General features: G+C 47.0%; 25 protein-coding genes and 4 pseudogenes. 10 read left to right on the top strand and 19 right to left on the bottom strand.

The window, feature by feature from the left end; genetic code table 11:
- Positions 1–9 precede the first annotated feature (9 nt).
- The 16 genes from trpB to DXE35_RS03620 form a co-directional block, all read right to left on the bottom strand.
- Positions 10–1,203 carry a tryptophan synthase subunit beta gene (trpB, locus tag DXE35_RS03695; protein ID WP_114689610.1) on the bottom strand — a complete coding sequence of 398 codons (1,194 nt, stop codon included), beginning with the start codon at positions 1,201–1,203 and terminating at the stop codon, positions 10–12.
- A gap of 33 nt (positions 1,204–1,236) precedes the next feature.
- A complete protein-coding gene (locus DXE35_RS03690; RefSeq protein WP_114689609.1) occupies positions 1,237–1,911 on the bottom strand; it encodes a phosphoribosylanthranilate isomerase in 675 nt (224 codons plus the stop codon).
- 35 nt (positions 1,912–1,946) lie between these two features.
- Positions 1,947–2,789, bottom strand: a complete 843-nt coding sequence (gene truA, locus DXE35_RS03685; RefSeq protein WP_114689608.1) for a tRNA pseudouridine(38-40) synthase TruA — start codon at positions 2,787–2,789, stop codon at positions 1,947–1,949.
- Between the two features lie 3 nt (positions 2,790–2,792).
- A complete protein-coding gene (locus DXE35_RS03680; protein WP_114689607.1) occupies positions 2,793–4,187 on the bottom strand; it encodes a FimV/HubP family polar landmark protein in 1,395 nt (464 codons plus the stop codon).
- A gap of 11 nt (positions 4,188–4,198) precedes the next feature.
- Positions 4,199–5,356, bottom strand: coding sequence for an aspartate-semialdehyde dehydrogenase (asd, locus tag DXE35_RS03675; protein WP_114689606.1), 1,158 nt, complete (start codon positions 5,354–5,356; stop codon positions 4,199–4,201).
- A 53-nt stretch (positions 5,357–5,409) separates the two neighbouring features.
- Positions 5,410–6,480, bottom strand: coding sequence for a 3-isopropylmalate dehydrogenase (gene leuB / locus DXE35_RS03670; protein WP_114689605.1), 1,071 nt, complete (start codon positions 6,478–6,480; stop codon positions 5,410–5,412).
- A gap of 23 nt (positions 6,481–6,503) precedes the next feature.
- Entirely contained in the window at positions 6,504–7,151 is a 648-nt protein-coding gene (leuD, locus tag DXE35_RS03665) for a 3-isopropylmalate dehydratase small subunit (protein ID WP_114689604.1), read from the bottom strand.
- A 25-nt stretch (positions 7,152–7,176) separates the two neighbouring features.
- The gene (locus DXE35_RS03660) at positions 7,177–7,383 is read right to left on the bottom strand and encodes a hypothetical protein (protein WP_114689603.1); all 207 of its coding nucleotides are present in this window, start codon (positions 7,381–7,383) and stop codon (positions 7,177–7,179) included.
- Between the two features lie 12 nt (positions 7,384–7,395).
- Positions 7,396–8,805 (bottom strand): 3-isopropylmalate dehydratase large subunit, encoded by a 1,410-nt coding sequence (leuC, locus tag DXE35_RS03655; protein ID WP_114689602.1) that lies wholly within the window; start codon positions 8,803–8,805, stop codon positions 7,396–7,398.
- Between the two features lie 17 nt (positions 8,806–8,822).
- Positions 8,823–10,136, bottom strand: coding sequence for a citrate synthase (gene gltA / locus DXE35_RS03650; RefSeq protein ID WP_114689601.1), 1,314 nt, complete (start codon positions 10,134–10,136; stop codon positions 8,823–8,825).
- Between the two features lie 82 nt (positions 10,137–10,218).
- Positions 10,219–10,488 (bottom strand): succinate dehydrogenase assembly factor 2, encoded by a 270-nt coding sequence (locus DXE35_RS03645; protein WP_114689600.1) that lies wholly within the window; start codon positions 10,486–10,488, stop codon positions 10,219–10,221.
- The gene (locus DXE35_RS03640) at positions 10,485–11,189 is read right to left on the bottom strand and encodes a succinate dehydrogenase iron-sulfur subunit (protein ID WP_114689599.1); all 705 of its coding nucleotides are present in this window, start codon (positions 11,187–11,189) and stop codon (positions 10,485–10,487) included. The genes DXE35_RS03645 and DXE35_RS03640 overlap by 4 nt, the downstream gene beginning before the upstream one ends.
- A gap of 16 nt (positions 11,190–11,205) precedes the next feature.
- Positions 11,206–12,984, bottom strand: coding sequence for a succinate dehydrogenase flavoprotein subunit (sdhA, locus tag DXE35_RS03635; protein WP_114689598.1), 1,779 nt, complete (start codon positions 12,982–12,984; stop codon positions 11,206–11,208).
- A gap of 4 nt (positions 12,985–12,988) precedes the next feature.
- Entirely contained in the window at positions 12,989–13,354 is a 366-nt protein-coding gene (sdhD, locus tag DXE35_RS03630; protein ID WP_114689597.1) for a succinate dehydrogenase, hydrophobic membrane anchor protein, read from the bottom strand.
- A gap of 24 nt (positions 13,355–13,378) precedes the next feature.
- Positions 13,379–13,798 carry a succinate dehydrogenase, cytochrome b556 subunit gene (gene sdhC / locus DXE35_RS03625; protein ID WP_114689596.1) on the bottom strand — a complete coding sequence of 140 codons (420 nt, stop codon included), beginning with the start codon at positions 13,796–13,798 and terminating at the stop codon, positions 13,379–13,381.
- A gap of 145 nt (positions 13,799–13,943) precedes the next feature.
- Positions 13,944–14,672: a GntR family transcriptional regulator gene (locus DXE35_RS03620; RefSeq protein ID WP_231970146.1), complete on the bottom strand. Its 729-nt coding sequence runs from the start codon at positions 14,670–14,672 to the stop codon at positions 13,944–13,946.
- Between the two features lie 162 nt (positions 14,673–14,834).
- Here DXE35_RS03620 and DXE35_RS03615 point away from each other — a divergent pair, with 162 nt between their 5' ends.
- Entirely contained in the window at positions 14,835–15,824 is a 990-nt protein-coding gene (locus DXE35_RS03615; protein ID WP_114689594.1) for a malate dehydrogenase, read from the top strand.
- An 11-nt stretch (positions 15,825–15,835) separates the two neighbouring features.
- Complete coding sequence (locus tag DXE35_RS03610) at positions 15,836–16,210, top strand: hypothetical protein (RefSeq protein ID WP_114689593.1); 375 nt, start codon at positions 15,836–15,838, stop codon at positions 16,208–16,210.
- Positions 16,211–16,311: 101 nt separating this feature from the next.
- Here DXE35_RS03610 and DXE35_RS10940 read toward each other — a convergent pair whose 3' ends face one another.
- From DXE35_RS10940 to yaaA, 3 genes and pseudogenes are all read right to left on the bottom strand, one after another.
- The gene (locus DXE35_RS10940; RefSeq protein ID WP_269459859.1) at positions 16,312–16,854 is read right to left on the bottom strand and encodes a DUF2863 family protein; all 543 of its coding nucleotides are present in this window, start codon (positions 16,852–16,854) and stop codon (positions 16,312–16,314) included.
- Positions 16,790–17,524: pseudogene (locus tag DXE35_RS10935) on the bottom strand (DUF2863 family protein). Before DXE35_RS10935 ends, DXE35_RS10940 begins: the two are co-directional and overlap by 65 nt.
- Positions 17,524–18,299: pseudogene (gene yaaA / locus DXE35_RS03600) on the bottom strand (peroxide stress protein YaaA). The pseudogenes DXE35_RS10935 and yaaA overlap by 1 nt, the downstream one beginning before the upstream one ends.
- Before the next feature lie 84 nt (positions 18,300–18,383).
- On the opposite strand from yaaA, the pseudogene DXE35_RS03595 reads away from it, so the two are divergent.
- The 8 genes and pseudogenes from DXE35_RS03595 (at position 18,384) to DXE35_RS03570 (ending at position 23,682) form a co-directional block, all read left to right on the top strand.
- Positions 18,384–19,622: pseudogene (locus tag DXE35_RS03595) on the top strand (methionine aminotransferase).
- A complete protein-coding gene (locus DXE35_RS03590; protein WP_114690367.1) occupies positions 19,615–20,322 on the top strand; it encodes a glutathione binding-like protein in 708 nt (235 codons plus the stop codon). The pseudogene DXE35_RS03595 and the gene DXE35_RS03590 overlap by 8 nt, the downstream one beginning before the upstream one ends.
- 1 nt (position 20,323) lies before the next feature.
- Positions 20,324–21,186: pseudogene (locus tag DXE35_RS03585) on the top strand (3-hydroxybutyryl-CoA dehydrogenase).
- A gap of 12 nt (positions 21,187–21,198) precedes the next feature.
- A complete protein-coding gene (locus DXE35_RS11185) occupies positions 21,199–21,411 on the top strand; it encodes a DUF3429 domain-containing protein (RefSeq protein ID WP_197713958.1) in 213 nt (70 codons plus the stop codon).
- Positions 21,412–21,492: 81 nt separating this feature from the next.
- The gene (locus tag DXE35_RS09600; protein ID WP_197713957.1) at positions 21,493–21,702 is read left to right on the top strand and encodes a hypothetical protein; all 210 of its coding nucleotides are present in this window, start codon (positions 21,493–21,495) and stop codon (positions 21,700–21,702) included.
- Between the two features lie 4 nt (positions 21,703–21,706).
- Positions 21,707–22,189, top strand: a complete 483-nt coding sequence (locus DXE35_RS11350) for an AAA family ATPase (RefSeq protein WP_415069925.1) — start codon at positions 21,707–21,709, stop codon at positions 22,187–22,189.
- Between the two features lie 56 nt (positions 22,190–22,245).
- The gene (locus DXE35_RS11345; RefSeq protein WP_415070282.1) at positions 22,246–23,022 is read left to right on the top strand and encodes an AAA family ATPase; all 777 of its coding nucleotides are present in this window, start codon (positions 22,246–22,248) and stop codon (positions 23,020–23,022) included.
- A gap of 24 nt (positions 23,023–23,046) precedes the next feature.
- On the top strand, positions 23,047–23,682 hold the full coding sequence (locus DXE35_RS03570; RefSeq protein WP_114689592.1) for a 2-hydroxychromene-2-carboxylate isomerase: 636 nt from the start codon (positions 23,047–23,049) through the stop codon (positions 23,680–23,682).
- The last annotated feature ends 22 nt before the right edge of the window (positions 23,683–23,704 follow it).

The raw sequence follows: 23,704 nt of genomic DNA, 5'->3' as shown, positions 1-23,704 counted from the left end.
CTGTTTTGTTTAGCCTTCTGAACCCGTTGCTTGCGCAACGGTATCCATATCTTTGTCGCCACGACCAGAAAGATTAACCAAGATAGTCTTGTCTTTTGGCAAGGTCTTAGCCAACTTGCAAGCATAGGCAATCGCATGGGATGACTCTAGCGCCGGAATGATGCCTTCGATACGACAGCAATCATGAAAGGCTTGAAGTGCTTCTTCATCCGTAATCGCCACATAATCAGCGCGGCCAGAATCTTTTAACCAAGCATGCTCAGGGCCAACACCTGGATAGTCCATCCCAGCCGAAACAGAATGGGTCTCAGAAATCTGACCATTCTCATCTTGCAATAAGTAAGTACGGTTACCATACAATACGCCAGGCTTGCCGACACATAACGCTGCCGAATGCAACCCACTTCCCAAACCGTGTCCAGCTGCTTCAACACCAACAAGCTTGACTTCAGGGAAATCGATATATGGATAGAAAATACCCATCGCGTTAGAGCCACCACCAACACAAGCTAAAACATAGTCGGGTTGACGACCGGTCATCTCCGGCATCTGCACCTTGCACTCTTCACCAATCACGCTTTGGAAATCCCTCACCATCATTGGGTAAGGATGGGGACCAGAAACAGTGCCAATAATGTAGAAAGTGTTATCAACGTTGGTTACCCAATCACGCATCACTTCATTGAGCGCGTCTTTTAAAGTTTTGGTGCCTGACTCCACTGGAACAACCTTAGCCCCAAGTAATTTCATGCGGAATACGTTTTGTGCTTGACGAGCGACATCAACTGCGCCCTGGTATACCGTGCAATCTAAGCCGAAACGCGCGCAGATAGTCGCCGTACCAACGCCATGTTGACCAGCACCAGTTTCAGCAATGATGCGTGACTTACCCATCCGTTTAGCCAGCATTGCTTGACCAATGACGTTATTGATCTTGTGGGCGCCAGTGTGATTTAAATCTTCACGCTTGAGATAGATCTGCGCACCACCAAGCATTTCACTCCAACGCTTCGCGTGATAAACCGGGGATGGTCTACCCACAAAGTGTTTTAACTCGTAGTGAAACTCTTCGATAAATTCTGGATCATGTTGATATTTAGCGTAGGTCTCTTTAAGCTCATCTAACGCATACATCAATGTCTCAGAAACAAACACGCCGCCGTAAGGACCAAAATGTCCTCGTGCATCTGGCTTGTCGTACATAGCTACCTCTTTTGATTTATCTACAGCAAATTATTAGGATGATGATTGCGCATCTGCTGCGCGGACCGCTTTTACAACCTCAGTCATAATCGCAGGATCTTTCACACCCCTACTGCTTTCAACGCCACTAGAGACGTCAACCGCACAAGGATGCAGACGAGCAATCGCCTCGCCCACGTTGTGCGCGTTCAATCCACCACTCAAAACGACCCGAGGCGCGTTTTCGCTTACCCATGTCTGTGGAATTCCTTGCCAATCAAAAGGAACGCCTCCGCCACCATATCCCTCGACAAGGGCATCCAGCAGAAAAGCATTTGCATGGTCATATTGTAGGGAAAATTCATCAAAAGCGAAGCCAGCTCCTACGCGGGCAGCCTTTACCCAGGGCTCACCTACAGCTAGCTGAGCGCAGCGTTCTGGGGTCTCATCCCCATGAAACTGCCATAAAGTGATCGAGGCAGCAGCCCGAATAGCGCCAAATTGCTCATCTGTAGCGTTTACAACGAGACCAACTGCGTCTACCCCTGCTGGAAGCCTAGAAATCAGCTGGGCAGCAATATTAGGGCTTACAGCCCGCACGCTGGGTGGGTAAAAGACAAAACCCACCGCATCCACCCCTGCAGAAACTGCAGAATCGATGTCAGTGGCCGTCTTTAAACCGCAAATTTTGACCCTAGTACGGCCCGGAGAATATGTCAGTAAGCCCATAAATGAATGATAAGGCCTGAGGCACACTATTTCTTTTACTCTTTCTTTTGCTTGCCAGCGACCTGGGCTGGTAGCCAGGAATTTTCCAGCCATGGCTGAGGAATAGCAAATTCCTCAGGATAAGTAATTTTGACCAAATAAAGTCCATCAGCCATAAATGTTGGAGCAGCAATCTGCCTGTTCTTAGCAGCCAGCACTTCCGCCATCCATTCCGACTTTTGTCTACCTTGTCCAATTTGCAAAAAGCAACCGACTACATTGCGGATCATGTGCTGTAAAAAAGCATTGCCACGAATCCTGAAATACAACCACGGCTGCTCGGAAATAATATCGATGGAATAAATGGTTTTCACCGGCGTCTTGCTCTGACACTCGGAAGAGCGAAATGAGCTGAAGTCATGTTCGCCAATTACACACTGAGCCGATTTTTTCATGGCCTCAACATCCAACCACTGATTTGGCGGCAACATTAAATATCCTGCGCGAGCATGGGCCATTGGGGAACGACAGGGCCCAGCTTGTAGTGCATAAATATATTCACGCTCGTAAGCCGAGAAGCGCGCACTGAATTCATCACTCGCTGGCTTTGCCCAGTTCACCACAATCGATGGCGGCAGAAAAGAGTTCACCCCCCTCACCCATGAGAAATCTTCACGCTCGACATTGGTATCAAAATGCACAACCTGCCCTAAAGCATGAACTCCGGCATCGGTTCTACCTGCGGTGATCGTTTGTATGGGCTGAACTGCACAAGCTTGCTCACCAACAAAGGCAGAAATGGCTTTTTCTAATTCGTCTTGAACTGTGTTTTGATTGACCTGCGTTTGCCAGCCGGAATAGAGGCTGCCGTCATACTGAAGGCCAAGGGCTATACGCATGATTTAGGTATTGCGATGCGAAATTTCCGCGAGCAAGCCCTGCGCTTCAATGGTGATCTCCGGATCAATAGAGTTGCTGATGCGAAGCACTTCATCCAGAGATTTCTTCGCAGCAGAAAAGTCTTCAATCGTGATGTAGGCACGCGCTAAATTCAATTTAACGCGCAAGGTATCAGCCAAAGGATTGGCTACAGGGGGAATTGTTGCTGGCACTTCTTTTGCAGGCTTTGAAAGATCAAGATCAATTCCTTCAAACAATGCCTTAGCGCGAGCTGGCATTTCAAAATGCGCTCCTGCTGCAGGTTTTTCTTCTGGATGCTTCTCTTCTTTGCCTGTGTGATGAACTTGCGCTTGAAAGCCCGTCACCTCAGAGCGGCGAGCATTGCGCGCCAAGCCCCAGAGCAACAATCCAGTTAATCCAATTAAAGCAACTGCCAGAATGGCGGGGTCAAATCCACCCAAACCAAAATTATTCTCTACCGCTTTCTTCTCTTTAGATTTGTCCAAGAGTTTTTGCAGATCGGCAATATTTTGCTCTAACTCGGCTACGCGCGCTTTGGTTTGCTCAAGCATCTTCTCTTGGGCGACCAGCTCTTCTGTGTAGCGACGCTCCTGCTCATTGCCATCGGCGCTTGATCCAATCTTCAGTCGATCCTTGAGAGATGCATCAGATGCTTTGGAGTTGGCTGACTTGGATGATCCCGTGGCATCATCTTTATCACCATGCTCTTGACGCCACTGTTCGTTTGCATCGGCGACAAACTGATTTGCCTCCGCCGGACTAATCAATCGCAATAAAGCCTGACTGGACTTAGTTAGCTCAGCGCCCGCAGCTAAGCGATTGATGCTGCCACTGGCAAATGCATCTGGATTAGCCTTATACAAAGCCATCATGGTTTGATCGAGGGTAGCGCCATCTACCTGGGGGGCAATAATCCCCGCAATCGCAGACAAAGTTGGTCCAGGCTTCACTGTGATCTTTTGCGCATCACCCAGCAGTAAAGTGAATGTTTGCGTAAGGATTCCACTAGACCAACTGAGATTGACCAAGACATCTAAAAATGGATCATCTGTCATGGGCACTGAATCAACCGTCTCGACCAATCCCATCAACTGCTCTTGGCGATTGTGATACACCATCGCCTGCGGATTTAAAGACAATATCTTTTGCGAAATGCCTAAACGCTCATATGCAGCCTTATTAGGCATTGCGACATTCAGGCTAGACAAAGCACTCTGCTCTTCCGCGCCAACTCGAATCGGAATTTCAACTCGCACTTGCTCGACAGGGCGAGACTGCAGCTGCGGAGCGCCCAGCGAGATAGCGCCAGCAACCGATGACCAGCCAAGCAGGGCAAAACAAAGCAGTCTTACACCCAGCTGGTTAATGCGAATCATAAACGGTAAATTTATTTCTCAAGCAAAATGCGCAACATGCGGCGTAATGGTTCGGCGGCACCCCATAAGAGCTGATCACCAACCGTAAAAGCGCTCAAGTACTCCGGCCCCATTGCCATCTTATGCAAACGGCCAATAGGCACAGTCAATGTGCCGCTAATAGCTGCTGGAGATAAATCACGTTCAGTTGTTTCGCGATCATTTGGCACTACTTTGACCCACTGATTATCGGCAGCCAAAATTGCTTCAATCTCTGTAAGGGGAATATCTTTTTTGAGCTTTACAGTCAAACCTTGTGAATGGCAACGCATCGCGCCTACGCGCACACATAAACCATCGATTGGAATACTGTCGGGCGTACGGAATGCAGGGCGACCCAAGATCTTATTGAACTCAGCACCACCCTTCCACTCCTCTTTAGTTTGCCCATTTTCGACAGGCACATCGATCCAAGGAATCAAACTTCCTGCCAATGCAGTATTGCGGAAATTCTTTTTCGGAAAATCAGCAGAACGCAATGTCTCTGTGACCTTGCGATCAATACCCAAAATCCATGAAGAAGGGTCAGCCAGCTCAGTAGCAACGCTATCGCGCAAGGCACCCATTTGCAGGAGCAATTCGCGCATGTTTTGCGCTCCAGCACCAGAAGCGGCTTGATATGTCATGGCACTGATCCACTCAACCATATCAGCCTTAACCAAACCACCCATAGCCATCATCATCAAACTCACAGTGCAATTGACACCAATCCAATTCTTACCCCCAGCAGCTAAAGCTTTATCAATCACCGGGCGATTAACTGGATCCAGAACCAATACAGCGTCATCTTTCATACGCAAAGCGCTAGCGGCATCAATCCAATGACCATTCCACCCTGATGCACGCAGCTTAGGGAAAATATCGTTGGTGTAATCGCCGCCTTGGCAAGTGAGGATGCTGTCGCAACGTGACAATGCTTTGATATCATTCGCATCTTGCAAAGTACTTTCGCTTTTATTTACTTTGTGACCATTGAGAAGCGGCACTTCACCACCCGCTTGGCTAGCGCTAAAAAATAACGGCTCAATGAAATCGAAATCTTTCTCGGCCAGCATTCTCTCCATGAGAACGCTACCAACCATACCGCGCCAGCCAACTAAACCAACCAAAGGTGTATTTGTATTTGCCATGATGTTAGCTATCTAGTGAATTTGTTTTCTTCAATAAGATTGTGAATTACTGTTTAAGCCAGCGCTGCAAATACAGCATCGCCCATTTCAACTGTTGATACTTTTTTCGTGCCATTGGTATAAATATCGGCAGTACGCAACCCTTGCGCCAATACTTTCTGTACAGCCTTTTCAATCCGGTCCGCCTCCGCAGGCATGCCCAAAGAATAACGCAGCATCATTGCAGCAGATAAGATGGTTGCCAATGGATTGGCGATGCCTTTGCCGGCGATATCAGATGCTGAACCATGACTTGGTTCATACAGGCCTTTATTATTTTTATCCAAAGAGGCGGATGGCAACATTCCAATAGAGCCTGTCAACATAGCAGCCTCATCCGAGAGGATGTCGCCAAACAAGTTACCGGTCACCACAACGTCAAACGCCTTAGGCGCCTTCACCAATTGCATTGCCGCGTTGTCCACATACATATGGGACAACTCAACATCTGGATATTCTTTGGAAATCCGAATCATCACTTCACGCCAGAGCTGCGAAGTCTCCAGGACATTCGCCTTATCAACGCTACACACTTTCTTGCCACGCTTACGTGCCGCCTCAAACGCAACGCGACCAATACGCTCCACTTCTGGCTCGCTATAGTGCATGGTGTCAAAGCCTTCGCGCGCGCCTTTAAACAAAGGCAACTCGCAAGTGCGAATGCCACGAGGCTGACCGAAATAGATGTCGCCATTGAGTTCGCGCACAATCAGAATATCTAAGCCACCAATAATTTCAGGATTCAGACTCGATGCGGCCGTAAGTTCTGGATAGCAAATCGCCGGTCTAAAATTAGCAAATAACTCGAGGTGCTTACGCAAACCCAAGATAGCCTGCTCCGGGCGCAATTCGCGCGCGAGTGTGTCGTACTTCCAATCACCTACAGCGCCAAACAAAATAGCATCAGCTTTTTTTGCCAACTCCAAGGTAGTTGGCGGCAAAGGATGTCCAGCGATATCGTATGCGGCACCACCTACTGGAGCTTCTTCTAGATCAAATTTTTGGCCAAGGGCTTGTAGCACTCGAACGGCTTGAGCAACAATTTCCGGGCCGATACCATCGCCCGGTAGAACTGCAATTTTCATGAAAAGCCTTTAAATCAACGAAATTACGGCAATTGTGTCGCAAGCCAAGGCATCTTCAGGATGCGCTCAGCTTCATAAGCCTTGATTTTATCTGCATATTGGAGTGTTAAGCCAATATCGTCCAAGCCGTTAAGGAGGCAATACTTTCTAAAAGGGGCTACATCGAAGCTATAGGCAGTGCCATCGGGGGCAATCACCTGCTGAGCCTCAAGGTCAATGGTTAATTGATAGCCACTAAATACCTGGGTTTCATTAAAAAGATGATCTACCTGCATTTCGGTCAAAACAATGGGTAAAACACCATTGTTGAAGCAGTTGTTGTAAAAGATATCTGCAAAACTAGGCGCAATCACTGCTCTAAAGCCAAATTGATCCAAGGCCCAAGGAGCATGCTCACGAGAACTACCGCATCCAAAATTTTTACGGGCCAACAGAATTCCAGCGCCTTTATAACGCGGTTGATTCAATACAAAGTCTGGATTAACTGGACGAGTGCTGCAATCTTGACCTGGCTCACCATGATCTAAATAGCGCCATTCATCAAAAAGGTTTTGACCAAAGCCCGTCTTCTTGATGGATTTTAAAAACTGTTTTGGAATGATGGCATCGGTATCCACGTTCTCGCGATTAAGCGGAGCAACTAAACCTTTGTATACCGTAAATTTTTCCATGATTCTGACTTTGACTCTAATTTATTTACTTCACTGGAGTAACGACAACGTCTTTACCCTTAGTTTTAGATTGATTACTTTGTTGTGAATTGCCGGAGCCACCCATAGAGGAGCCCATGTTTTGCAGATCCTTACCAACGCCCTCCATTGTGCTACTGCATACAGAAATAATGATGCCAGCAATGCCAACGATTGCTAATTTGGAAATTAAGGAGAGTGAAGCAAATGTCATTAATCGGTTTCCTTATGAAATCTTACGAACATCAACGAAGTGACCTTCAATTGCCGCAGCGGCGGCCATCGCAGGACTGACTAAATGGGTGAGACCACCATTGCCTTGGCGACCTTCAAAGTTACGGTTAGAGGTAGATGCACAGCGCTCGCCAGGCTCTAAACGATCCGCATTCATTGCCAAGCACATCGAACAACCTGGCTCACGCCACTCAAAGCCAGCGGCCTTAAATATGCGGTCCAAACCTTCGCGTTCCGCTTGGGCTTTCACCAATCCCGAACCAGGCACAACCAATGCTAACTTCACATTCGCCGCCACTTTCTTGCCTAAGCGGTCCACCACCTTGGCAGCAGCGCGCATATCTTCAATACGACTATTAGTACATGAGCCAATAAACACTTTATCTACAGAGATGCTGCTCAATGGCGTATTTGGCACAAGATTCATGTACTCCAAAGCACGCTCCATTGCTGAGCGTTTATTGGGATCACGCTCTTTTTCTGGATCAGGCACACGATCACTAATCGCAAGCACCATCTCTGGAGAAGTACCCCAAGTCACCTGTGGCGCAATTTCCTCTGCGCGCAATTCAACGACAGCATCAAACTTCGCATCAGGATCAGAGTGCAAGGTTCTCCAATATTGCAAGGCTTGCAACATAGCAGGACCCTTAGGCGCGTATGGACGACCTTGAATGTATTCAATCGTTGTCTCATCTACGGCAACTAAGCCAGAACGAGCGCCTGCTTCAATTGCCATGTTACAAATGGTCATGCGACCTTCCATCGAAAAATTGCGAATCGCTTCGCCAGCGAACTCAATGGTGTAACCGGTGCCACCTGCCGTACCAATCTTGTCGATCACAGCAAGCACGATATCTTTAGCAGTTGAACCTGGCTGTAAGCGGCCTTCAACTCTTACCAACATGTTCTTGCTCTTTTTCATGAGCAAGGTTTGGGTAGCTAAAACGTGTTCAACTTCGGACGTACCGATACCAAACGCCAAAGCACCAAAGGCGCCATGAGTACTGGTATGAGAATCACCACAGACTACTGTCATGCCAGGCAAAGTTGCGCCCTGCTCTGGTCCAATGACGTGAACAATCCCTTGACGGGTATCGTTCATCTTGTATTGAGTAATGCCAAAGGCATCGCAGTTTTGATCCAAGGTATCCACTTGCAGCTTGGAGATTGGGTCAGCAATGCCTTCTGAACGATCGGTCGTTGGTACGTTGTGATCAGATACCGCCAAATTGGCGGAAATGCGCCAAACTGGACGGCCAGCCAAATTCAAACTTTCAAATGCCTGAGGGCTAGTGACCTCATGCAGCAGCTGACGATCAATGTAGATCGTAGCTGTGCCATCTTCTTCCGAGTAAACAACGTGGTCATCCCACAATTTGTCATAAAGCGTACGAGACATGAGAGACCTCGGTTACCTTATTTGCTAATGGAGATGTTTGGAACCTTGCGGATTGTTTCACCAACGTACAACTGACGTGGACGACCAATCTTGTACTCAGGGTCTGTAATCATTTCTTCCCACTGAGCAATCCAACCTACTGTTCTTGCCAAAGCAAAAATACAGGTGAACATTTCTGTTGGAATGCCAAGCGCGCGCTGAACGATACCAGAGTAGAGGTCTACGTTTGGATAGAGCTTGCGGCTAACGAAGTAGTCGTCTTCTAAGGCAATCTTCTCAAGCGTCATTGCCAACTTGAACAAGGGATCATCTTGCAGGCCAAGCTCATTCAATACTTCGTAGCAAGTTTCACGCATCAATTTAGCGCGTGGGTCAAAGTTCTTGTAAACACGATGACCGAAGCCCATCAAGCGAACGCTTGAATTTTTGTCTTTAACTTGAGCAATGAACTCATGAATCTTATCTACGCCACCTTGAGCTTGAATCTCATTTAACATCTGCAAGCAAGCTTCGTTTGCACCACCGTGAGCTTGGCCCCAGAGACAGGCGATACCAGTAGAGATAGCAGCGAAAGGATTTGTACCAGAAGAGCCGCACAAACGCACTGTTGATGTAGAAGCATTTTGCTCGTGGTCCGCATGCAATGTGAAGATGCGGTCCAAAGCACGCACCAATACTGGGTTTACTTTGTACTCTTCACATGGCGTTGCAAACATCATGCGCATAAAGTTGGCGGTGTATGACAAAGAGTTATCTGGATAGATAAATGGTTGTCCTACAGAATATTTATAAGCCATTGCAACCAAAGTTGGCATCTTCGCAATCAAACGAATTTGCGCTACTTCACGAGCATGTGGATCGCTGTAATTGATTTCGTCGTGATAGAAAGCGGCCATACCTCCAACCAAGCCGGTTAAGACGGCCATCGGATGGGCATCGCGGCGGAAACCACGCAAGAAGAATTGCATTTGCTCATGAACCATGGTGTGGTGCATGACCATTTCGTCAAAGTCTTTCTTGTCTTTCGCATTAGGCAATTCGCCATTGATCAAGAGGTAGCAAACTTCTAAGAAATCGCAGTTGTTCGCCAAATCTTCGATTGGATAGCCGCGATAGAGCAATTCACCCTTGTCACCATCGATGTAAGTGATTTTGCTATTGCATGACGCAGTAGAAAGGAAGCCTGAATCGTAAGTGAACTTACCAGTCTGACCATAGAGCTTGCGAATGTCAATTACGTCAGGACCTGCCGTCCCCTTGTAAATTGGCAGATCAATATCTGGTGTGCCATCCGAAAACGAGAGTTTTGCCTTGATGTCCGATTCAATCATTTCTAATCCTTAGTCATTCAAAATTATGATTAATACACTATTCGTTCACATGCTTACAATGCGACTGCACCAAAAGACTGCATTACTTCTCTCTCAGTCTCTGTAAAACCATTTTGAAAGAGTCCGTTTGCATCTCTTTCTCCAGACTGGCTACCGAATCCTTGCGACCAATGAGTAGATCCATTAGGTCGTTGTCATCTAAAGCTAATAACTGGCTTAAAACTTTTCCATCTTCTACGCTTAACTGAGCTCCATAGCGCTCAAAGAAACGTTGCAGAATTAAATCATTCTCCAGCAAGCCCCTACGAGCATCACTTTTTAAACGATATAACTCTGCGTTTCCTAGGGTCATACCGCCCTACGAACCATCAACTCCTTGATCTTGCCAATAGCCTTCGTTGGGTTCAAGTGCTTAGGACATACGTCCACGCAATTCATGATGGTGTGACAGCGGAACAAACGGTATGGATCCTCTAAGTTATCCAAGCGCTGCGCAGTTTCTTGATCGCGACTATCAGCGATAAAACGATATGCCTGTAACAAGCCAGCGGGACCAACGAACTTATCTGGATTCCACCAGAATGATGGGCATGATGTTGAGCATGATGCGCACAAGATGCACTCATACAAACCGTTCAACTCTTCACGCTCTTCAGGACTCTGGAGACGCTCTTTTTCAGGAGGCGGATTCTCATTGACCACGTAAGGCTTGATAGATAAATATTGCTTGAAGAACAAAGTCATGTCGACGATCAAATCGCGCACAACTGGCAAACCAGGCAATGGACGCAACGTGATGACCTTAGGCAAAGTCAACATATTGGTCAAACAAGCCAAACCATTTTTACCGTTGATGTTCATCGCATCTGAACCGCACACACCCTCACGGCATGAGCGACGATAAGAAATGGTCTCGTCTTGCTTCTTCAAAGAAATCAAAGCATCCAACAACATACGCTCACCAGTGAGTTCTAACTCATAGCGTTCCATGCGTGGAGCTGCATCGACATCTGGATCGTAGCGGTAAATTTCGAATATACGGATATCACTCATCTTCTATCTCTCTTACTTAGAAAGTACGTTCTTTTGGAGGAACTGAATTAACAGTCAATGGTTTCAATTGGACAGGTTTGTAGTCCAAACGATTGCCTTCGCTATACCAAAGAGTATGTTTCATCCAGTTGTCATCATCACGATGTGGGTAATCATCATGTGAGTGAGCGCCACGACTTTCTTTGCGAGCTGCCGCAGAAGTCATTGTTGCGTTCGCGGTCTCAACCAAGTTAGCCACTTCCAAAGCCTCAATACGCGCAGTATTAAAAATCTCGGATTTGTCTTTAACCCATAAATGCTTAGCGCGCTCTGTCAATTTAGCCATTTGACGAACACCTTCGTCCATCAACTCTTGATTGCGGAACACACCAGCGTACTTCTGCATGCACTTGCGAATGTCGTTTGCAACATCTTGAGCGTATTCGCCCGCAGTGGAGTTATCCAACGCAGCAATACGCGCCAACGTTTGCTCACCAGTATTAGCAGGCAACGGTTTGAATTCGCGATTCTTAAGATCCAAGCCAACGATGTGGTTACCAGCAGCACGACCAAATACCAAGAGGTCGAGCAATGAATTAGTTCCCAAGCGGTTAGCGCCGTGAACAGAAACACATGAACACTCACCAATCGCATAGAGGCCATTGATCACTTCATTGTGAATACCGTTCGCCGGTACAACAACCTGACCATTGATGTTGGTAGGAATACCACCCATCTGATAGTGAATGGTTGGCACTACTGGAATTGGCTCTTTGGTAACGTCAACGTTAGCAAAGTTAATGCCAATCTCATACACAGAAGGCAGACGCTTCATGATCGTATCGGCGCCAATATGCGTCAAGTCGAGCACAACATAGTCACCGTTGGGGCCGCAACCGCGCCCCTCTTTAATCTCTTGGTCCATTGAGCGAGATACGAAATCACGCGGAGCTAAATCTTTCAATGTTGGCGCATAACGCTCCATGAAACGCTCGCCATCTTTGTTGCGCAAGACGCCGCCTTCACCGCGGCAACCTTCTGTCAACAATACGCCTGCACCAGCTACGCCAGTTGGATGGAATTGCCAGAACTCCATGTCCTCCAACGGAATGCCTGCGCGAGCAGCTAAGCCCATACCGTCGCCGGTATTGATAAATGCATTTGTGGATGCATCCCAAATACGGCCGACACCACCAGTCGCCAAGAGCACTACTTTGGCTTCGAGAATGTATACCTGACCAGTTTCCATTTCGAGAGCGGTAACACCAACGACATCACCAGCATCATCACGGATCAAATCAAGCGCCAACCACTCCACAAAGAAATTGGTTTTTGCGCGTACGTTACGCTGATATAAGGTGTGCAACATCGCATGGCCAGTACGGTCAGCCGCAGCACAAGCACGTTGCACTGGCTTCTCGCCATAGTTTGCTGTGTGACCGCCGAATGGACGCTGGTAAATCGTGCCATCTGGATTACGGTCAAACGGCATACCAAAATGCTCTAACTCATAAACTGCTTTTGGAGCTTCGCGACACATAAATTCGATCACATCTTGGTCGCCCAACCAGTCAGAACCTTTGATGGTGTCATAAAAGTGATAGTGCCAATTGTCTTCACTCATATTGCCCAATGAAGCACCAATACCACCTTGCGCAGCAACAGTATGTGAACGTGTTGGGAAAACTTTTGTAAGAACGGCAACATTCAAGCCAGCTTCAGCCAACTGCAATGATGCGCGCATACCTGAACCACCCGCTCCAACAATCACCGCATCAAAACGGCGGCGTGGCAATGATTTTTTAATTGCAGTCATCGAATTACACTTGCCACAAAATTTGAACGGCATAGGCCGCACAGGCTACGGGATACAAAACAGTCAACACTTGCAGTGTCAAACGAATGCTGACGGGCTTGATGTAATCCATCCAGATGTCACGAACGCCAATCCAAGCGTGATAGAACAAGCTGATGAAAACCAATAACGTTAAGAGCTTCATTACCTGACCGCCAAACAAGCCAGACCAACCCTCATAGGTAGCGCTGCCAGTGATGCAATAATCAACCAACAAAACAATCGTAAATACCACCATCACAATCGCAGTGACGCGTTGGATGATCCACTCTTTAAGGCCGTAATGAGCGCCTACAACTAAGCGCTTTGGTCCAATTTGATAAATAGGCATGAAATTTCCTTAAATAATGCGCGCTTAGTACACGCCGAATAATTTGAGACCCACTACAGCAGTCAAAGCCAAGCCAAGGAACAATACCAAAATGGCTGAACGATTTGCTTCTGACTTCTCTACGCCGATTTCCAAATCGAGCAAGAGGTAACGGATGCCTGCGCAGAAGTGGTGCAAGAAACACCAAATCAAGCCAAGGCAAATAATTTTTACCAAGACATTGCCGGTAAAGGCCTGGAATTTTTGGTAGCTCAACTCAGAGGCAAGACTCTGATCGAAGAGATACAAAATAAATGGCAGCAAGAGAAACAAAACTGCTCCACTAATGCGGTGAAGAATCGATACTTTGCCAGCCCAAGGAAGGCGGTATTTAATCAATTGCGCAAGACCAATGTTTCGGTAAACCGGTCTATCTTTTTTAACGTTTTGCTGTGAATCAACCATGGGTAATCTCTATCTTTAGGTGGAGGTGCAGTTTGGTTTTGTTGTATCGCAACATATTCTATTGGAAACCTTAGGGGTGGTGGGGATTTTTTGGCGTTTATAAAGAGGTCAATTACTGGTTTTTACTGATGCAAATCTCGTTTGCTTAGTTCAATTTATTCTCGTAATACTGCTCTGAAGTGTCGTACCTCGCATGACGAATTTCTACTGGTTTATTCCCGTAGGTAAATGCCACCCTCTCCACAGAAAGGAGCGGCGCACCCTCAAGCAACTCGAGGTGTTTAGCCAAAACCTCATCAGCGGCTTCGGCCTTGATTTTTTCTTCGGCTCGCACCATGTGGGTGGCATATTGCCCCTCATAAAAGGCGTACATCGGACCATGCCAAGCGTTCAGCGCCTCCAGATCCAGGCCATTAAAACGGACTCCGGGTAAGAAAATCTCTTCAAAAACAATGGGTTTGCCTGCAAAACTCTGGATTCGCTCGATTTGAACAATCGGATCGCCTGCCTTTAATTTGAGCAAACTAGCAACATTGGCACTGGCTTTAGTGTTTTCGCAGGATAAAAACTGGTTGGTCAAGTGAAATTTCTCGCCAGAATCGGGGGCTAAGCGTAAAAAACGATACTGCCAATCATCTTCCTGATGGGTGGCTACGAAAGTACCTTTTCCTTGGCGGCGCACTAATAAATTTTGAGCGGCAAGCTCATCGATGGCTTTGCGTACAGTACCTTGACTAACCGCAAAGCGCGCTGCCAACTCCATTTCACTGGGAATAGCCTCCCCCGGAAGCCATTCCGAGGCTTGCAAACTAGTCAAAATCATCGCCTTAATCTGTTCATACAGAGGGCTAAATGAAGCAACAGGCAAAGTCACATCAGACAAATTAGCTCCAGACCGCGTCAATTAAATAAAATTCTAGGCAATTCTCTAGTCTTATATAAGACATCATTGACAGTGTAAAGCTAAAGTACCTACACTTGCATGGATAATGTTTTCCTTAATTAACCCCCTAACCTTCGTCTGGAGTTATAAGCAATGGCAAAAGCCCAAATGCGTGTCGCCGTAACCGGTGCAGCCGGTCAAATCGGATATTCCCTTTTATTCCGCATCGCCAATGGCGACCTTTTGGGAAAAGATCAGCCCGTAATCTTGCAATTGCTTGAGATTCCTGATGAAAAAGCGCAAAAAGCGTTGACTGGCGTGATGATGGAGCTAGAAGACTGCGCTTTCCCCCTCTTGGCTGGCATGACTGCGCACTCTGACCCGATGACCGCATTCAAAGACATCGACGTTGCCCTCTTGGTTGGCGCACGTCCACGTGGTCCTGGCATGGAGCGCAAAGATTTACTCTCCGCTAACGCGCAAATTTTCACAGCACAAGGTAAAGCATTGAATGCTGTCGCTAAAAAGACAGTCAAAGTATTGGTTGTTGGCAACCCAGCAAACACTAACGCTTACATCGCTATGAAATCCGCTCCAGACATTCCTGAGAAGAACTTCACAGCGATGTTGCGCTTGGATCACAACCGCGCGCTCTCACAACTGGCGAACAAGTTGAATAAGCCTGTTGCCGATATCGAGCAATTGGTTGTTTGGGGTAACCATAGCCCAACAATGTATCCAGACTATCGCTTTGCGACTATCGACGGAAAGTCTGTAAAAGACTCTATCAATGATCCAGTCTGGAACAAAGATGTTTTCATTCCTACCGTTGGCAAGCGTGGTGCAGCCATCATTGAAGCCCGCGGCCTGTCGTCTGCAGCTTCCGCGGCAAACGCGGCAATCGATCATATTCACGATTGGGTACTTGGCACTAACGGCAAGTGGGTGACCATGGGCATGCCTTCCAAGGGTGAGTATGGCATTCCAGCTGAAGTCATTTATGGCTTCCCAGTAGTGTGCGAAAACGGCGAATACAAAATGATTGAAGACTTAGAGATCGATGAGTTCTCCCGTGAGCGCATGACACACACATTGAATGAATTGCTTGAAGAACAAGCTGGCGTTAAGCACTTGCTCTCATAAGGAAAACGTGCATGAAAAAAAATCTTCTCGCCATTAACGTAGCGCTTGCAAGCCTTTTAGGCGCAGCAACCGCCCACGCCAATGAAGAAGTGGTTACATGGACTTGCAGCGAACGCAAACAGTTCAAAACATCCGGAACAACCGAGAAAGTTCACTTAACTTGGGACTCTAAAACCTACAATTTAGATCGCGAAACCTCTCTGCCGGGTAGCATACGTTATAAAAACACCAACTCTGGTTTCGACTTGGTGGTGTTGGGTAACAAAGCGATGTTGTTCAATATTAAAGCTGGTGTTCGCCTTGCTGATTTCTGCCAAACAGCAGAAATGAAGTCTGGCAAGCAGCCTCATTTTTTTGCTGGTGCGGAACCGTTTGTGCAGAATTAATTTCTCACATTGCATTAAATAAAAAAGCCGCTTAATCGCGGCTTTTTTATTGCTTAGTTTTTGCTTCTTAAGGCGCTGTTTATCCAACTTTATTTACTTCTTTAATGCAATAAAGGTTGTTGAGATGGGGTGTCATCCGGCATCTCGGCATGGACTGCTTCGCCCGATCGATCAGGGAACAAAGGTGCGCCGCAATCGTCACAAAGCTCTGGATCAAATAGCATTGCATGGCGGAACACATCCTCCACCCCGGCATCATGCAAGGCATCGCAAATTTTCTTCATCGGACTCTCATCATCCGACAAGTCATTTAAGGCATCACTCGCTACACTCTCGCGATCATAGAGCGGCCAAATAACGCCGTACATTACCTCTGAGGAACCCTTAGCGCTAAAAGCAATACGATATTCATCGTCCTGCTCTTCGCCAAATGCGCCTACTACACAGGATAGGCCTGCAGGTAGAATTCCCAGCGTACTCTCCAAGAAATTCACGGCAGCGCGAATACTTAACGGTCGCATATGCTTATCCGCCAAGCGACAATTTGTGAAATACGCCTCCGGTAAAAGAAATTCAAACTCACAGCCTGGTAACAAAGAAGCAATCGGCTCTTGCATGGCATTTTGCCAACCAATCAAACTCACGCCGCGCTCTTGACGAGTTGGGGGGTTCGGCTTGCCAACGGAATATCGGTGAGCCAGCGGGCGCGCTTAAGGCGGCAATAATGAACCGCGGATCAGCCAAGACCGCGATGGTTTCAGACATATCGCGCAACTTTAGGTTCACATCCTTGCCAGAAATAGCCGCATTAGCTAATGCCTCTGTCAAGAGGCGAGTTTGACAATGCGAATGTGGCATTTGATCAATACTGTAGAGCCAGGGAACAATTGCCAAACGGGTGTCTGTTGATGCGATTGCTCTATGCAAAGCTTGGGCGGTTCATTCAATCATCTTAGCCGGCAATGGACCCGACGGAATTTGGTATCGCGTGTGCGCAACAATAGGCATTGCCAACAAAAGCACATCCCATTACTGCCCCTCATGCTCCACCCGCAAGGACTCCGCCAATGTCTTCGCGATATCCGCGAGAACCTCGAAGGCCACCGTATTAATTCGAAAAGTTTGATCAAAAGCGGCATCGATGACGTTTTGATTGTGACTTTTAAGCAAACGCATTAAGCGAACATTTAAACGTTCTTCCCAAAAACGATCCTCCACCTGACTGCCAGAGGCAGCTAAAGAAATAGCATCAGCCACCCACTTCTCCACTTCGGGAGAATTACGCTGCGAAGCTTTCGTGCGATGTACGGCCATTATTTTCTTTCCGCCCTTCTAAATACAGGCTGATCCACCTTAGATTCCGCGGAATAGTATTTATACCCGTCTAAATTAAAACCTTTTAAATCAGACGGATCGGCAATGCGATTCTCAACTACGTAGCGCGCCATAAGGCCGCGAGCCCGCTTGGCATAAAAAGAAATAATCTTGTACTTACCGTCTTTGGCATCCTGAAAAACTGGGGAGATGACATGGCAATCCAACTCTTTTGGCTGGAGTACTTTGCAATATTCTTCCGAAGCCAAATTAAGTAGCACTGGCTTCTTTTGCTTTTCCAAAATCTTTTAAGCGAGCTTGTAACCTTGCCGCCCCAAAAAGCATACAAATCCTTACCGCTGGCGTTCTTAAGTGAAGTACCCATCTCTAAACGGTAAGGCTGCATCAAATCCAATGGCTTGAGCACCCCGTAAAGACCAGACAATATCCGGAGGTGATCTTGAGCAAACGCTACCGCTTTGGCGTTGAGGGTTTTGACATCAAATCCATCATAGACATCACCGTCAAAAGTGTAAATGGCTGGTTTACGGTTTTCTTCTGTGAATTTGTTAGACCAATCCCGATAACGGCCAACATTCAGAGAGGCCAATTGATCCGATAATCCCATTAATTTCGCGACATCGTGAGGGGCTAACTTCTTGAGATCGGCGATGAGTTTGGCCGATGCCGAGACAAACTCAGGCAAGGTTGACGTCTTGACATTAACCGGGGTCTTGTAATCCAGGGATTTAGCGGGTGAAAGGACGATCAGCATGGCACAATTGTTTATCTATTTCTACCATTCTAGCGAGTACTGGATTTCTCCGCTTTACAAAACCAACTGCCACCATCCACCCTCATGAATCCATTAGAGACACCCTTCTTTCCAAGTCGACTGCCGACAGTTGGGACCACGATATTTACAGTCATGTCAGCCCTAGCTACAGAATATGAAGCAATCAATCTTGGCCAAGGATTTCCAGACTGCCCCTGCGATCGAAAACTCATCACCAAAGTGAATGACGCCATGCTGGCAGATCGCAATCATACCCGCCCATGATTGGGGTTGCCGAACTTCGCAATGGCATTAGCCAAAAGATTAAAAATATATATGGTCGCCACTACAACCCCGATACTGAAGTCACGATCACTGCGGGCGGTACGCAAGGCATCCTAACGGCCATACTAGCCTGTGTTAGCCCAGGCGATGAAGTCATCATCATCGAGTCGGCGTACGACAGCTACCGCCCCGCAGTTGAATTAGCCGGCGGCAAAACGGTTGCAGTTTCTTTACAAGTGATTCGCGATGAGTCTGGTCAAGTCGCATCCTATGAAATTCCCTGGGATGCGTTAGCAAATGCAATTCATCCAAAAACTCGCTTGATCATCATTAATACACCGCATAACCCTACTGGAATGGTTTGGAATAAGGCAGACCTAGATCGCCTCGCAGATTTAGTACGCAATACTTTCACATTGGTTTTGAGTGATGAAGTCTATGAACATATGGTCTATGACGGCGCCAAACATCACAGTTTGGCATCCAACCCAGAGCTTGCTGTCAGACGCTTTTTAATTTCTAGCTTTGGTAAGACCTACCATGTCACTGGCTGGAAAGTAGGTTATGTTGCCGCACCTCCAGCACTAACCAAAGAATTTCGCAAAGTACATCAGTTCAATGTTTTTACCGTGCATACGCCGATGCAATATCGTTTAGCGGCCTACCTTTCTAATGCAGAACATTATTTGAATCTGCCAAACTTTTTATCAGGCCAAGCGTGATTTTTTCAGAGCGGGATTGAGTAACACTCGATTTACATGATTACCGAAACCAGGCACTTATTTTCAGTGTGTAAACTACTCCGCGCTGAATATTCCTCAAGCTAAATTAAATGAAGCGGATTTTTGCCAATGGCTGACGACTGAGATTGGAGGCGCTGCCATTCCTGTATCCGCTTTTGACGAACAAGATACAGAGTCAGGCGTAATTCGTTTTTGTTTCGCCAAACAAGAGCAAACCCTGACTAGCGCGTTACAACGTTTACAAACCCCTTATAGATGGCAAGATGGGGAAACCAACATCCAAAGACGTGATTGATGTCTATAGCTGGCCAACTTCGAATGATAACAAAGTACACATCATGCGCGAAGAATGTCGCTATCGCTTAGGCCGCGACTGGATTGCTCACCCGATTGATATCGACGCCGGAGACCAGTTTACACCGGAGTTTTTAAAGATCAGCCCTCACAACAAGATTCCAGCAATCGTTGATCCCAACGGGCCGGATGGCAAACCCATCAGTCGTTTTGAATCTGGCGCGATTCTGCTCTACTTGGCTAGTAAGACTGGCAAGTTTTTACCTGAAGATACTCGCGGCAAGTATGAAGTTCTGCAATGGCTAATGTTCCAGATGGGCGGTCTTGGCCCCATGCTTGGGCAAAACCACCACTGCCGACTCTATGCGCCGGAGAAAATTGAGTGCGCCATCAATCGCTATACCAATGAAGCAAAGTGTATCTATGGGGTGCTCGATGGACAACTGAAAGAGAATCCCTATATTGCAGGGAAAACTTACTCAATTGCAGGCATTGCGATCTATCCATGGACTCGCAATTGGAAAAATCAAGGCATTGATATCAATGAGTACTCGCATTTCAAACGCTGGTTTGAAAAGATCGGTGCGCGACCAGCGGTAAAACGCGGTTGCGAAGTATTAACAGCATTACGCAAGCCATTACATGATGACAAGGCTAGAGAGCAGTTATTTGGTTCAACCCAGTATCGAAAGAGAAAATAAGGTGAGCATTCAATCAGTCGGTGTAATCGGCGCTGGCACTATGGGCAATGGTATTGCACAAGTGTGCGCAATTGCTGGTCTTGATGTGGTGATGGTTGATATTAACGATGCGGCAGTACAGCGTGACCTAGAACAAATTAGCAAAAGCTTAGATCGTCTCGTTAAAAAAAGCGACCTTAACGATTGAGGCAAAAGAAGCCGCGTTGAAACGCATTAAAGGTAGCACCTCCCATAACGATTTCAAAGGATTGGGTTTAGTCATTGAAGCTGCCACCGAAAATCAAGCGGTGAAAGAAAAGATTCTCAAGCAAGTCGATGAAATTGTGAGTAAAGACACGATCATCGCCACCAATACCTCATCACTATCGATAACCAAATTGGCGGCGTTGGACTCCAATCCGGCGCGCTTTATTGGTATGCACTTCTTCAACCCGCCACCTTTGATGACTCTCGTGGAAGTCATCCGCGGACTTCAAACTAGCGATGCCACTCATGCCGCTATTATTGAAATGGCCAAACGTGTTGGCAAATAACCAATCACCGTTAAAAATTCACCTGGCTTTGTGGTGAACCGTATTTTGCTACCTATGATTAATGAGGCTTTCTTTGTTTTATCAGAAGGACTTGCCAGCCCAGAAGATATTGATGCTGGAATGAAGCTGGGTTGCAATCAACCAATTGGGCCGCTTGCCTTGGCTGATCTCATTGGGCTAGATACTTGCCTATCGGTGATGGACGTGTATTTTGAAAACTGCAGCGACTCTAGACTCTAAATATTGCCCTGGCCCACTGCTTCGTGAAATGGTTGCCGCCGGATACCTTGGTCGCAAAACAGGTCGCGGTGTTTATACCTACGATAAATAATTTTTCAATCTATTGTTAAATTTTATTAATTTCATCGTAAACTCTATTCCACCCCTAGCGCGCAAACTGGGCTACGCTGGCCTGATTCCATTTGTTGGGCTAGCCCTCATGGTGCAACTGGCACCAACCCCAGTCAATTATGTAAGCGCCGAATCTTTAGCGGGTTATGGCGCTATGATTACTGCATTTATGGGAGCCTTACATTGGGGTGTCAACTTACCCTGACTGGGCAAAACACCCGCCGGCGATCGCTGGGAAGACCGCAATGCCTGGATCTGGGGAGTTATCCCGGCCTTAGTTGCTTTGGTGGCCCTTCATATTTATATTCCCGTAGGTTTACTGATTCTGTCTTCCACTTTGATTATTCAACGCAATATTGATCAAAACACCTATCAGTATTATTTTTCCGATGAAGCGACTTGCTCCGCATTTATGACTATGCGCAATCGCTTAACCTACGTTGCCGCCGGATGCTTGACTTGGGCATCATTAGTGATTCTTTTTATTCAAGCATGATGTCATGAGTGGTCTTTTTGATAGCGCACCGCCTTCACCACTGGCGGAAGCATTGCGCCCAAAAGTAATTGAGGAAGTGATTGGGAAAACGCATTTATTAGCTATCGGCAAACCCCTCAACCTAGCATTTGCGTCAGGGCAGCCACACTCAATGATTTTGTGGGGCCCTCCAGGCGCTGGCAAGACCACTCTCGCACGTCTTTCCGCTAAAGCATTTGATCGCGAATTTATTGCAATCTCAGCGGTTCTTGCCGATGTAAAAGAGATTCGCGAAGCTATTGAGCAGGCCCAGCAAAACATCAATCAATATGGCAAACAAACGATCCTGTTTGTCGACGAGATCCATCGCTTTAATAAAAGCCAACAAGATGCTCTTCTACCCCATGTGGAATCAGGCTTATTCACCTTTATAGGGGCGACTACTGAGAACCATTCTTTCGAGGTGAACTCTGCGCTTTTATCGCGTGCGCAGGTATATATGTACTGAAGTCCCTCGCGGCAGAGGAATTGAGACTACTATTTGAACGCGCACGTCAATATGCAATGCCCGATGTGCAATTCGAATCTGCAGCCATTGATACCCTAATCTCCAATGCGGATGGTGATGCGCGCCGTCTTCTGAACTTGATTGAACAAGTGCGTAATGCCGCACTCACCCCAAACGCAGAACTCAAGAATGTTGATCAACAATTTATTGAAAACGCATTAAGCGCCCAAGCGCGACGTTTTAATAAAGGCGGCGATCACTTTTACGATCAAATCTCCGCCCTACATAAATCGGTACGTGGATCGAATCCTGATGCGGCCTTATATTGGTTTTGTCGCATGTTGGACGGCGGCGCTGACCCACGCTATCTCGCTAGAAGAATTATTCGTATGGCCTGGGAAGATATCGGGCTAGCAGATCCAAGAGCAATGCAACTAGCAAACGATGCCGCTCAAACCTATGAAAGACTGGGCTCACCCGAAGGCGAGCTAGCCCTTGGGCAAGCCGTGGTTTATCTTGCGGTCGCATCTAAGCGCAATGCGAGCTATAACGCCTTTAACGCAGCGCGTGCTTTTGTAGCTCAAGACCAGTCCAGGGGTGTGCCAAATCATGTACGCAATGCGCCAACCAAACTCATGAAGGAATGGGGTCATGGAAAAGCATATCGCTATGCCCACGATGAGCCAAACGGTTATGCAGCCGGTGAATCCTATCTACCAGAAGGCATGAAAGAGCCGAACTGGTATGAGCCAGTTGAGCGCGGCCTGGAGTCGCAGATTAAAGAAAAGTTAGCCTTCTTGAAAAAGCTCGACGAAGAACGCAAGAAGAAATAAGAAACCATGCGAAGGATAAAGTAGATGGGTGATACGAAATCGAAAATATCGGCAACTTTTTATGACGACATTGTTTCGCCTTTTACCTATCTTTACGTCAAACAAAGACAGAGTCTTACAAGTAAACTCGAGATTAAACCCACCCCCCTCCTACTAGGCGGCCTTCTACGTGTCACTGAAAATAAAGGCCCTGGTGAAGTTGCGGCAAAACGCCCACACACTTATCAGTTCTGCATCTGGCAAGCGGAAAAATTGGGAATCCCCTTTCGCTTTCCGGAGAACCATCCATTTATGACTGTGGCAGCTCAACGTCTCTTGGTAGCGAAAGATGCTGACTGGCTAATGGTTGAGCGTGCTTTTGATTATATTTGGGTGGAAGGCAAAGACCCAAACCTCTCTTGGTCGGAATTTTGTACTGACTTAAACTTACCCACGGATACACCCAAACCTGAAAGCCCAGCAGTAAGAGTCAAGCTTATTGCCAATACCAATCAAGCTAAAGTAGATGGCGCTTTTGGTGTACCCGCCTTAGTTGTCAACCAACACTGCTTTTGGGGTGTGGATACGATTGACTGGGTTCTCGACTACCTTGCTAGACCAAGCATGTTTGAAGAAGTTTCATATGCCTATGCCGGCCATGTTCCTAATGGTCTAAGTTAGGCCAAGACGGCAAATCGCCACC

Source organism: Polynucleobacter necessarius, from assembly GCF_900095215.1.
Lineage (GTDB): Bacteria > Pseudomonadota > Gammaproteobacteria > Burkholderiales > Burkholderiaceae > Polynucleobacter > Polynucleobacter necessarius_H.
Note: the sequence above shows the minus strand (reverse complement) of the source record. Positions and strands in the feature narration are given on the sequence as shown.